Genomic DNA, 11,042 nt, shown 5'->3' with positions numbered 1-11,042 from the left:
CGCGATGCACGTGGCACCACAAGTCAGTTGTCACCTACCGCTGCACCAGTCCCTTGTGAAGTAGGCGTTGTCCGTGAAGGAGACTCGGCCGTGGCTGTCGTAGGCGGTGTCGGTCAAAGCGGTTCCGCCGCCTTCTGCGCGGGCTTGGGTCTGCACTGGTTGGCCGAGGCCGTCGTAGAGCGTGTAGCTGGTCATGGCGCCGCCGCCGTTGAGGGTGATGGTCTGCACGGCGGAGGGAGCGGTCTGCGACAGGGTGTAGGCGTAGGCGACGGACGGGCTGGTCGGGTAGGTGGCTTGCGCGCGCGATGGCAGCCACACCGACGTGCGACGGCCGAGGGCGTCGTACGCGGCGGTGGTGACGTGGCCGTTCTCGTCCGTTGCGGACAGTTCGGTGCCGCGAGCTGGGTCGAATTTCGTTGTGGTCGTCCAGCCGAAGGGCGCCTGGTTCGTTGTCACGACGGAGGTGGTCCCGCCGCTTCCGGCCGCGGCGCCGGCGGCTGGGGTATAGGCGGTGGAGACGAGATGCCCGAGGACATCCTTCACGCTGGCTACGCGGCCGAGCGCGTCAAAGGCGGTCGTTGCGGTGGGTGTCCAAGTGGCGGTGGATTCCGTGGATCCGCCGAACGCCTTCGCTGTTTCGACGAGGGTGGGGTCGCCCTTGGTCGGTGCGGCGTTCCACGACTGGCCGTCGTAACTGGTTCGCACGTCGCTGATCACGTCGTCCGGATACGTGGGGTTGGCAGCGTTCCTGCAGTCAAGGTCCAGGGCGATGACCTTCGCGGGTTTGCCGATAATCCATGACGTGGTGTTCGCGGGTGCATACGTTGTGGTGGTGCACGTCGATGCAGCGTCGGAGTGCACGGCGTTGACCTGCGTGGGGAGGCCGGTTCCGGCATCGAAAGTGGTGATGGTTTCGGTGCTGCGGGTGCCCCCGGTTGAAATCGGCTGGGTTTGAAGGACGTCGCTCGCGCCGGTCATTCGTGCGGTTGTGGTGCCGTCGCTAGCGGTGATCGCCGACGCCCACGGCGTAGTGACCGTGTCGGTGAGGACGCTACCGCCGACACCCCCGACCGTCTTCTGTTCGCGGACAGTGCCGGCGAACCAGCGGGAGTCAGGCAGGGTGGTGCTCCCAGTGACCATGACGGTCTTGGTACCGCCGGAGGGTGCAGCGCGGTCGCCATCGATGCCTTGGTAGAAGGTGTAGTCGGTGACGCCTTGAGCGGCGGGGGTGTTGTGGTCGCCGCTGCGGACTTCGACGGTGTTGTAGCCGGCGAAGACGCTCCAGGTGCGCTTGCCGTCGGGGATCAGCGGGGACGTCTCGTAGCGCCACGCCGGCGTGCCATAGGAGTTGTCGGTCTCTTGCACTTGGTCGTTGCCGCCCCCGGTATAGGGGTCAGTGGTGACGCTGGTGACGACGTACTTGTGGAACAGGTCTTCTTGAGCCGGCTGCGGTGGAGTGACCTGTGGGGTCCACCATTGCGGAAAGCAGCGGGCCGTGTTCGATTGCGGGTTCGCCTCGATCGCGGGAGCTGTGGCGGGGGTGCATTCCTGTGCCGAGTATTGAACAGCGATCTTTGCGCCAAGTGAGGTTTGGATGGAACTGATCCGCCACTTGTCTAGCGGGGCCAGCCCGTCGATCACCCAGACCCGGTTCTGCATGGTGATGCCGCTGAACACGGTCGGCGGTTCGGTGGCCGTATTGCTGCCTTGGTAGCCGGTGTGGCCGATCTGAGACATCCAGAGCGCAGCGTTGGTGCTGTCGCCGGGGTTGGGGAACGAGTGCCCTATCGTCCACACATCGACGTTCGTGTAGGCGCCTGAGACCAGTGCCTTCGTGGCGACAGTGGCGAGCATCCCCGTCGACCAGAAGGTGGGCGAGAGAAGACCTGCGCAGGTGCCGGTGGTGCAGTTCTGGTCGAAGGGGACGTCTGGGTAGTAGGTCGGGTGGGCGGGCGCGGTGGCGTTGCCGCTGATGGGCTCTGCCGTGCAGTTGGCGTGGGTGGTGTCGGAGCAGCGCCCGTAGGTGTCGTATCCGAACACGATCTTGCCGGAGGCGGCGTTGGTCGCGTAGGCGTTGCCGGTGGTGAAGCCGTAGTCGATGTGGTCGAGCTCGCCGCCCAGGAACGGCGTTATTCGCGGCAGCGGAGGCTGTTTGAATCATCCTCCCTTAGCCGCGAGGAAAAGACATGAAACCATCAGCATGAACCTTCCGGCTATCGGACACTCGTCGCTGGCGTGATACGCACCATCGAGCCGCTAGACCGCGGTGAGGCCGCCGTCGACGGTGAAGATGCCTCCGACGCAGTAGCTGGCCTGATCGCTGAGGAGGAAGCGGACCATCGCGGCGATTTCCGCGGGGCGCCCGGGACGCCGGCGCGGGATCTGGGACATCTCCCGTTCGAACACCGCAGCGTCGGAGGTGATGAACTCGTTCATCGGGGTGTCGATCAGGCCGGGCCAGACGATGTTGACCCGGATCTCGCGCTGAATGTACTCGTTGGCCATGACCCTGCCGAGGCCGACGAGTCCGCCTTTGCTTGCGCTGTAGGCGTGGTGACCGAGCTCGCCCCCGAAATACCCGGTCGGCGAACCGATGATGACGATGCTCGCGGGGTTCTCGTCCTCGATGATCGTCGCCACGGCGCTCTTGCAGGTGTGGAAGACCCCGGTGAGGTTGACGCCGAGGGTGCGCGACCAGATGTCCTCGGGAAGCAGGTGCACTTCGCGGTCGGCGATGGGTTCGATCCCGGCCGAGGCGACGACGCCATCCACGCTCCCGAACGTGGCACGGGTCTGCCGCACCCAGTCGTCGACGGATTCCTGCGACGACACGTCCACGCGTGAGACCGTGAGCCGATGCCGTTCGCTCTCGGGAAGGGTCGAGGCGAGCTCATCCAGTGCGTTGCGGTGGAGGTCTCCGACCGCTATAGCGCAGCCCTGCGAGAGCAGCGCTTCTACGCAAGCCAGTCCGATCCCGCTGTTTCCACCGGTCACGAGGATCACTTTCGAGCGGAGGTCTGAGTAGGTTACGTCGTTCATGTTCCATCCTTCGTGGCGGGTGTCGGGGTGACTGCCGCGAGCAAGCGCAGCGGTTGTGTGACGACGTGGTCCTCCAGCACCGTGAGCGCTGTTTCGAGGCTGCGGGTCTTCATCGCGTCGAGGAGCTGCCGGTGCTCGAATACGATCTCCATCGGGGAGGGCTGTTCCAGGCTCAACTGGTAGAAGCCGACCCGGATGCGAGGCTGGATGACGCGCCAGAGCTGCTCGGTGTGGAACTCGCCGGCCGCCTCGAACACGGCTCGGTGAAACCGGATGTCCAACTCCACCAGTTCACGCACTGTGTCGTCGTCCGCAGTGCGCGCGGCTCTCTCCATCTGTTCGACGATTCCTTCCAGCCGTGCGACTGTCTCGTCGTCGAGGTTCGGGATCAGGGACTCCATCGCGTGGCGTTCGAGGATCCACCGTGTCGGCATCAAGACGTCGGTGAGTTCTCGCGCCGTAAGTTCGGCAACGACCGCACCCTTGTATGCCTCGACGCGTATGAGGCCCTCGTTCTCTAGGTCGCGGAGCGCTTCGCGCACTGGACCGCGGCTGATTCCCATGTCGTTGGAGATGCTTTCCTCGGTCAGGCGGCTGCCGGCCGGGATGGTCCCGTCGATGATCTTCCAGCGAAGTACCTCGGTCACCTCTTTGCTGATGGTGAAACGCGAGCGCTCCAGTCGTGGGAAGCGTGCTGCTGACATGAGAGGTCCTCCATCGGGTGAGTCTGCGGGGTTCGGCGGCTATGGACTCATCGTGCCAGACCCGCCCGGATTGCAGATTGTCAACGACACTGTGACCGTCTTCGTCTCACCGGGCGCGAACTCGATGGTCGTGCCGGCGTCGCGGGCAGCGAGCAGGCCGTTGCCCGGTATGGAGGAGGCCGGTTCGATGCCGAGGGCGTAGATTCGCCTGAACCAGGGGGCCGTGCGGATGCTGCGGCCTTCGAACCAGTACCAGGCGTACGGGAACAGCTCCGTCGTCCAGGTCAGCGTGGCCGAGGCATCCAGGCTTGGGTTGAGGAGGGTGATCTCCGCTGTGTCGAAGTCGTCCAGGTAGGCCATACGGTTGATCGCCGCGTCCGGGGCTGGGAGCCTGCTCAGGTCGGTGATCACGCCGTCGAGCAGGCTTGGGGTCAGTGGCCAGAACGCCTCCGCGCCCGGCCGCAGATCGGTTGTCCCCTCAAGCGTCCTCTCCTCGACCCGCACCTGTCGACTGGAGCTGATGATCTGAGTGTCTTTTGAGAGGAAAGGAGGTCCGAAGGCGGGGTGGTGACTCCACATGGTGTCTACCGCCACCCCGCCGGTGTTTGTGATGGTCTCGGTCACCGTCACGGTGGTGTCCGTGACGGTGATCGACTTGATCAGATCGAAGGGACTGTGGACCAGCGTGCAGGTCATCCGGATCGTCGCGTCGTCGAGGATTTCCCAGTCGAAGGGGGTCAGCCAGACTTCTCCGTGCATTCCCCACGTCGTTCCGTATACGTCGACGAGGTCGCCGCCGTTGGGGAACACGGTCTGCCATCCTCCGGCGTACGCCTCCATCAGATGGCCCTCGGATTCGTATGCGGCGCCGAACGCTCCGCGTTCGCGAAGTCCCCACGGCGACTGCCAGAGGAATTCCAGGTCGTCGGCGCGGCGCTTCACGCTGAGGATGTCACCGCCTTTGCCCGGGAGCACCTGCACGGCGATCGAATCGGACCGCAACGTGACCACGTCCCATCCTCTGATCACGCTGACCTGCACGCTGGTCGTCACGGTCAGTCCTCCGTGATGATTGTCGAGTCGAGGTTCTCCTCCGTGATCTCTGGAGACATGGCCTCGCCGGCTTTCAGCATCCAGCCGTTCTTGTCCTTGCGGGACAGCACGGCGACAACGATCAGCCCGATCGCGAGCCAGACGACCGCGACGATCGGGGCCAATCCGTTGATACCGGTGGGAAGCGGGAAGAGGGTGTTGTAGCCGACGAAGAGCAGCACGGCCGTCGAGAAGATTGGGATGACCAGGTGGGTGAAGCGGTTGTACTCCTTCGGGTACGTGCGCGAGTAGAGACGCCAGACCGAGATGTTGCCGAAGGTGTAGACGACGATGATGAGCAGGGTGATGATGATCGCCGCGAAGGCGATCAGGCCGGTGGCGCCGAAGAGTGCGCCACCGCCGAGCGCCACGACTAGGGTGATCGCCGACTGCAGCCAGACTGCGTTCACCGGTGTGCGCCGCTTCGGGTCGATCTTGGCCAGGCCCGCCGGCAGCACACCGGCACGGGCCATTCCGAAGATCACGCGGGAGGACGCGTTCTGAACCGCGACGCCGACGCCCATGACGGAGACCACCAGCGCCACCAGCATGAGGATCCACCCGTTGCCCCACAGGCGGTGCGCGAGCTCCATCACTCCGGAGCCGGAGGCGACGAAGCTGTCGATGTTGTTCGTTCCCCAGCCGACGAGGAAGCCCCACGAGGTGAAGAGGAAGAAGATGCCCATGATCGTGAAGGCGAGGATGACGGCCCGAGGCAGGTTCTTCTTCGGCTCGTGGCTCTCCTCGGCCAGCGGCGCGACCTCCTCGAATCCGGAGAAGACGAAGATCGAGAAGACGATGCCCAGGAAAAGGCCGCCGAAGCTGGTCGCGTTTGCCGGGTTGAACGGCGCGAAGCCGAGCCCACCGGGCCCTGGGTGCGCAAGTCCTGTGGCAGCGAGCGCGACGCAGGCGAGGATCTCGAACACACCGAGAGCGACGATTACACGGACTGAGATCTTCACCCCGAGGATGGAGATGATCGTCAGCAGCACCCCACCGATGGCGGCGGTGATCCACCAGGGCACATCGATGCCGTAGGCGGACTGGAGCGATGTCTCGAGTGTCCCTCCGACGAAGGAGAGGTTGATCCCCGCGCCGATCGGTTCGAAGAGGAGGAAGGCCCAGGCTGTGAAGAACCCGCTCTTCGGGCCGATGATCTGGCTCACCCAGGTGAAGTAGCCACCGGCGGAGGAGATCTTCTTCGAGAGCTGGATCACCGAGACCGCGACGGTGCTCATCGCGATCGCAGCGACGACGAAGGCGAACGGGCTCGCCAGCCCGGCAACGCCGGTGATCGATTGGATCGAGAAGATAATCCCGACAGCAGGGCCGATATGGGTGATGGCCTGCATGAGGATCCCGGGCAGGGGCACGGCGCCTGCTTCGAGCGAGTGGGTCTTGTGTGGTGTCACAGAGATCGCCTCCGTGGATTGTCTACGCATTAGTCAAGCCCTTCGTGAGTCGGTTGGGCATGGGACGAGATGCATTCCATGCGAGGGCCGCCGACGCAAAAATGGGGAAGGTGCGGGTTTGCGACCCATGGGTCGTTCGGCGGCGTTGCATCGAGACTAGGAACAATTGTTAACAATTGACTACGTGTTTTGTTTCTGGATTGTAAATTGTCGACGATCCACGAATTGCACCACCGAAGTGATTGTAGATTGTCAGCAATACGCCTTTCACGTTGCGATTTCGAGAGTATGAGGACAGTAATGAAGATCACCGACGTCACCGCTGCGGGCCTCCGCGGCGCTACCCCCGCCGGCGGATGGACTCAGGAGCTGCAGCCGGAGGATTCGGCGCACACCCTGGTCTTCGTCACGACCGACGAAGGCCTCACCGGAATCGGCAGCGTCTTCACAACCGAGCCGTTGGTGAAGGCGTCGCTCCTGGTCCTACGGGATCTGCTGCTCGGCGAGGACGCCCTCGACACCGAGCGGGTGACCGAGAAGCTTCATCAGAACACCTTCTGGTTCGGACGCGGTGGCGCGATCACCCACACGATCAGCGGCATCAACATCGCGCTGTGGGACATCGCCGGCAAGGCCTACGGCCAGCCGATCGGGAGGCTCCTCGGTGGCGCGCACCGTGACCGGGTGCGCCCATACGCCTCGCTCCTCATGCAGAATCCTGAGCCCCTGGAGGCCGAGCTGCTCCGACTTCGCGGGCAGGGGTTCACGGCCTTCAAGATCGGCTGGGGGCCCTTCGGGCGGGTCAATGCGACCCTCGACGAAGCGATCGTCGCCGCCGCTCGCAACGCCGTCGGCGACGACACACTCCTCGCGGTCGACGCCGGCGGTAGTGACGCGTACTGGCACAACGGCTATAAGTGGGCCCTCAACACCTCGAAGATGCTCGCCGACTACGGCGTCGCCTGGTTCGAGGAAGCCCTGAACCCCGACGACCTCGCCGGGTTCAAGAAACTGCGCGAGCACTCCCCCGTCCCGATCAGCGGTGGTGAGACGCTCACCCGCCGCCAGAGTTTCACACCGTTCCTGCGTGCCGCTGCGTTCGACATCGTCCAGCCTGATGTCACGAAAGTCGGCGGGCTCAGCGAGAGCATCAGTATCGGAAAGCAGGCGTCGGACCTCGGAATCAAGCTCATCCCCCACGGCTGGAACACCGCGATCGGCCTCGCCGCCGACCTGCAGATCGCATCCGCACTATCCAACACAGACCTGATCGAGTACTGCACCGGATCCGCCTACATCGACGACCTGCCCGCGACCCCCTGGAGCCTCGACGCTGAAGGATTCCTCGCCATCCCGGACCAGCCCGGGCTGGGGGTCGCGTGGGACACCGACGCGATCCACCGACTAACCGGAGTGCCGAACCTGTCGATCGGCTCCATCAGAGAACTCGCATAGCGACGCGAGATCCGCAGCGCGTTATGAGAGGGCTCATTCGAATCGGTAAAGTCGGTCACATCCGAACCAGGCCGACTAGCAATGTCGATTGTGCCGCGCTCGCCCCGCGTCACCTCATCGATCACAGCCCTCGTCGCATCGCGCTTCTCGGGGCCCGGCACGCAATCCAGACCACGCACGAGCGACGACAAAGCTTCGTTGACGAACTCGGCCGCTCCGCGTCGAGGTCAGGACCTACCGGTCGACTCGAACGGCTGCTGCGGCCGGTGAACGCCATCCCTTCACCACCGCCAGGCGCCTGCTGATCGCGACTCGCTTCGTCGGCTTCTTCGCCCAGGGCGCGGTTCGAAGTGCCCTGGAGTTCGTCAGGTTGACGCTATCGGAGTACGACGGCTGGGTGATCGTCGAGCAGGACGTCATCATCCACGAGCCGGGCGACTACATGCGCGCTCGAGAAGATCAACACGCCAACCGCTAGACCCCCGAACCCAGATTCCCACGCGAACCCCCGTCACCCGATGTTCCACACTGAAGAGAGTCCCACCACCATGACCATCGTCGAATTCGCCATCGTCCGCCAGCGGGCGATCCCCGTCATCCGGGCCGCCGACCCGGAGAAGGCCTACGTCCTGTGCGAGCGGCTGGTCGCCGCCGGCATCGACGTCATCGAGCTGACGGCCACGATCCCCCGCTGGGACGACACCCTCGCGGCCGTGAGCCGCGACCTGCCGCACGCGATGATCGGGATGGGAACTGTCGTGTCAGCGGACGCGGCCGAGAAGGCGTGCGCGGCAGGAGCGCGCTTCCTCGTCAGCCCCTTCCCCGCGGACGAGGCCAGGGCGGTGGCCGACCGGGAGGGCGTGCTCTTCATCGGCGGCGGCTGCACTCCGGCCGAGATCGCGGAGGCGAGCAGCCACGGCCTCTGCAAGCTCTTCCCCGCGCATCTGGGAGGCCTGGGGTATTTGGGCACACTGCACGCGATCCTGCCCGAGGCGCGGATCATGCCGACCGGCGGCATCCGGCTGAACGAGGTGTCGTCGTGGCTCCGGGCCGGCGCGACCGCCGTCGGCGTCGGCGGCGATCTCTACGGAGCGCCCGACCTGGACGCGGCCATCGCCGAACTCGCACGCCAGGTGTCCGAGGGAGCGCCGGCATGATCCGGCTCGCCGTCGTCGGCGAATGCATGATCGAGCTGACCAGGATCGACGACCGGATCATGGCGCTCGGCTACGCCGGCGACACGGCCAACACCGCGATCTACCTCAAACGGCTCGCCGGCGGATACGCCGACGTCCACTACGTTACCGCCATCGGCGACGACGAACAGAGCACCATGCTGCGCGCGCACCTCGAACGCGAGGGGCTCGTCGTTGAGCCCCGAGTGGTGTCCGGAGCATCCCCTGCGCTCTACATCGTCAACACGGACGAGCGTGGGGAACGCACCTTCACGTATTACCGGGACGCCTCCCCGGTCCGGCACCTCTTCGCCGACGGCGTCGATGGGGCGCACACGTCGGCGTTCGCGTCGGCGGATATCGTGTACTTCTCGCTGATCACCCTGCAGCTGCTCACTCCGTCGGCACGCACGCGCTTCTTCGCGCACGTGCGATCCGCCCGGGCACGGGGTGCCCGCGTCGCGTTCGACAGCAACTACCGGGCTGCGGGGTGGCCGTCCGCGCACGCCGCTGCAGGAGCTGCCGACGCGGCAGCCCGGGTGACGGACATCGCGCTCCCATCGCTGGCCGACGAACGGTTCCTCCACCCCGGAGTCGGATACGGCGATGTGATCGAGCGCTACCGCGCCGCAGGGGTGAAGGAGATCGTGGTCAAGGACGGGTCCGCTCCGACACAGGTTTGGGCCGCGGGCGAACTGCGCACCTTCCCCGGTACTATCGACCCCGCTCCCGTCGACACGACAGGGGCAGGGGACTCCTTCAACGCCGCCTACCTCCTCGACCGTGCACGCGGACTCACCGTGCAGGATGCGGTTCGGTCCGCACAGGCACTCGCCGGCCGCGTTATCGGTTCCAAAGGAGCGATCGTCCCGCTCTGAGTCGTGGACATCGTCGAGGCAGGCGTCCCGCGAGGTGCCACTCGAACCGTTCGCGGGCCAGAGGCAACCTGATTGATGCTGAGTCCCCGACCTTCGGCTGGAGCCGCTCGAACGCGACCGGTGGCCCACCGACCTACCTTGTCGCCGCCGGCGCCGTCGCGACCGTCGCTGGTCTCGCGATGGTCCGCACATCATCGGTGGGGGCCCCTACGTCGCCATGCTAAGCGCGTTCAGGTCGACAACAGCCCCGCCGGTCTGGCAGACCGTTCGCGAACGACTTATTGTCTGCCTGGTCCGAAGGGCCGCAGAGCAAGCACAACAGATCGCTCTCTGCCTCGAGGCCGCGCGTTACGAGTTGGAAGCGCTGGCGCCCCAAATGTCGACTCGAGAGACATTCAATGATCGATCGCCAATGACATGAGCGCACAGACCAAAGTAGAGGCAGATGGAGGCGACATGAACAGCAGTAAGGGTCAGGATCGAAGCAACGCGAATACCGTTGCACCACTGCTTCTGACTGAAGCAGAGACGGCAGCGATACTCCGAATCGACCGGACCACACTCGCGCGCCTGGTCGATCAAGGGACTTGTCCGCTGAGCCCGGTGAACCTCACGCCGCGCATACGTCGGTACCGGCTAGCGGACGTCGAGGAGCTGACGGGTTCCCATGTGGTGATGCCGTAATGGCAATCGATAAGCGCCCATCAGGTAAATATCGCGTCCGCGTCTTCCTGGACCACGTAGTGGTGGGCACTCGATCCTTCGAGCGAAAGGCGGACGCCCAAGCCTGGGAGAAGGAGCAGTATCGCGTTCTCTCGCTGGGAGGGATTCCGTCCCCTTCCTTGTCGCTGCTTCCCGTCGCCGGGTTGATCACTCGGTTTCTCAGCGCCCGGCAGACGCGGGTTTCTCCGCACACGTGGCGCACCGACTCGGACAACCTTCGCCACGTGCCTTCGACGTGGCTGCGTCGACCGGTATCCACGATCACCGCATCCGATGTACACGACCTGCTAGCGGGTCTGCTAGCCGACGGATTCGCGCGTTCAACTGTTACCCGGATGAGAGTCACCCTCTCCGCTCTTTTCGAGTACGCCGTCTCAGAGCATTTCGCACCGACGAACCCCGTCCGGGGTGCTCGTATGCCTGTGGTCGTCGGCCTCCCTTCGCGACCCAAAGCGGATACATGGACCCCCGAAGAGATGTCGAGAACCATCGCCGCGCAGCGGCTAGTTTGTCAGCGCTCGTGAGGAACTGAACACATTCGCTCTTTGAGATCTGGACACCTAC

At 64.8% G+C, this 11,042-nt stretch carries 10 protein-coding genes; 5 read left to right on the top strand and 5 right to left on the bottom strand.

What is annotated here, in order from left to right:
• Positions 1-30: 30 nt before the first annotated feature.
• The 5 genes from Q0Q23_RS18925 to Q0Q23_RS18905 all read right to left on the bottom strand — a co-directional run bounded on the left by Q0Q23_RS18925 (position 31) and on the right by Q0Q23_RS18905 (position 6,247).
• Positions 31-2,040 carry a hypothetical protein gene (locus tag Q0Q23_RS18925; RefSeq protein WP_295127975.1) on the bottom strand — a complete coding sequence of 670 codons (2,010 nt, stop codon included), beginning with the start codon at positions 2,038-2,040 and terminating at the stop codon, positions 31-33.
• A 216-nt stretch (positions 2,041-2,256) separates the two neighbouring features.
• On the bottom strand, positions 2,257-3,039 hold the full coding sequence (locus Q0Q23_RS18920; protein WP_137878760.1) for an SDR family NAD(P)-dependent oxidoreductase: 783 nt from the start codon (positions 3,037-3,039) through the stop codon (positions 2,257-2,259).
• The gene (locus Q0Q23_RS18915; RefSeq protein WP_295127969.1) at positions 3,036-3,743 is read right to left on the bottom strand and encodes a GntR family transcriptional regulator; all 708 of its coding nucleotides are present in this window, start codon (positions 3,741-3,743) and stop codon (positions 3,036-3,038) included. The genes Q0Q23_RS18920 and Q0Q23_RS18915 overlap by 4 nt, the downstream gene beginning before the upstream one ends.
• Before the next feature lie 39 nt (positions 3,744-3,782).
• The gene (locus Q0Q23_RS18910) at positions 3,783-4,754 is read right to left on the bottom strand and encodes a DUF4432 family protein (RefSeq protein ID WP_295127978.1); all 972 of its coding nucleotides are present in this window, start codon (positions 4,752-4,754) and stop codon (positions 3,783-3,785) included.
• 44 nt (positions 4,755-4,798) lie between these two features.
• A complete protein-coding gene (locus Q0Q23_RS18905) occupies positions 4,799-6,247 on the bottom strand; it encodes an APC family permease (RefSeq protein WP_295127966.1) in 1,449 nt (482 codons plus the stop codon).
• Positions 6,248-6,547: 300 nt separating this feature from the next.
• Here Q0Q23_RS18905 and Q0Q23_RS18900 point away from each other — a divergent pair, with 300 nt between their 5' ends.
• The 5 genes from Q0Q23_RS18900 to Q0Q23_RS19995 all read left to right on the top strand — a co-directional run bounded on the left by Q0Q23_RS18900 (position 6,548) and on the right by Q0Q23_RS19995 (position 11,002).
• Entirely contained in the window at positions 6,548-7,702 is a 1,155-nt protein-coding gene (locus Q0Q23_RS18900; RefSeq protein ID WP_295127964.1) for a mandelate racemase/muconate lactonizing enzyme family protein, read from the top strand.
• A 548-nt stretch (positions 7,703-8,250) separates the two neighbouring features.
• Positions 8,251-8,859, top strand: coding sequence for a bifunctional 4-hydroxy-2-oxoglutarate aldolase/2-dehydro-3-deoxy-phosphogluconate aldolase (locus Q0Q23_RS18895; protein WP_212742831.1), 609 nt, complete (start codon positions 8,251-8,253; stop codon positions 8,857-8,859).
• Complete coding sequence (locus Q0Q23_RS18890; RefSeq protein WP_295127961.1) at positions 8,856-9,755, top strand: sugar kinase; 900 nt, start codon at positions 8,856-8,858, stop codon at positions 9,753-9,755. Before Q0Q23_RS18895 ends, Q0Q23_RS18890 begins: the two co-directional genes overlap by 4 nt.
• 417 nt (positions 9,756-10,172) lie before the next feature.
• Positions 10,173-10,439: a helix-turn-helix domain-containing protein gene (locus tag Q0Q23_RS20000; protein WP_363316270.1), complete on the top strand. Its 267-nt coding sequence runs from the start codon at positions 10,173-10,175 to the stop codon at positions 10,437-10,439.
• Positions 10,439-11,002, top strand: a complete 564-nt coding sequence (locus Q0Q23_RS19995) for a site-specific integrase (protein WP_363316269.1) — start codon at positions 10,439-10,441, stop codon at positions 11,000-11,002. The genes Q0Q23_RS20000 and Q0Q23_RS19995 overlap by 1 nt, the downstream gene beginning before the upstream one ends.
• Positions 11,003-11,042: the final 40 nt, after the last annotated feature.

The organism is uncultured Leifsonia sp., assembly GCF_945957465.1.
In the GTDB taxonomy this organism is placed as follows: Bacteria; Actinomycetota; Actinomycetes; order Actinomycetales; family Microbacteriaceae; genus Leifsonia.
The sequence above is the reverse complement of the archived record's forward strand: the minus strand, read 5'-3'. Positions and strand labels throughout refer to the sequence as shown.

Excerpts from the sequence above, each read along its gene's own strand:
- Q0Q23_RS18920 (WP_137878760.1), bottom strand. The coding sequence starts at position 3,039 with ATGAACGACGTAACCTACTCAGACCTCCGCTCGAAAGTGATCCTCGTG.
- Q0Q23_RS18915 (WP_295127969.1), bottom strand. The coding sequence starts at position 3,743 with ATGTCAGCAGCACGCTTCCCACGACTGGAGCGCTCGCGTTTCACCATC.
- Q0Q23_RS18900 (WP_295127964.1), top strand. The coding sequence starts at position 6,548 with ATGAAGATCACCGACGTCACCGCTGCGGGCCTCCGCGGCGCTACCCCC.
- Q0Q23_RS18895 (WP_212742831.1), top strand. The coding sequence starts at position 8,251 with ATGACCATCGTCGAATTCGCCATCGTCCGCCAGCGGGCGATCCCCGTC.
- Q0Q23_RS18890 (WP_295127961.1), top strand. The coding sequence starts at position 8,856 with ATGATCCGGCTCGCCGTCGTCGGCGAATGCATGATCGAGCTGACCAGG.
- Q0Q23_RS20000 (WP_363316270.1), top strand. The coding sequence starts at position 10,173 with ATGAGCGCACAGACCAAAGTAGAGGCAGATGGAGGCGACATGAACAGC.
- Q0Q23_RS19995 (WP_363316269.1), top strand. The coding sequence starts at position 10,439 with ATGGCAATCGATAAGCGCCCATCAGGTAAATATCGCGTCCGCGTCTTC.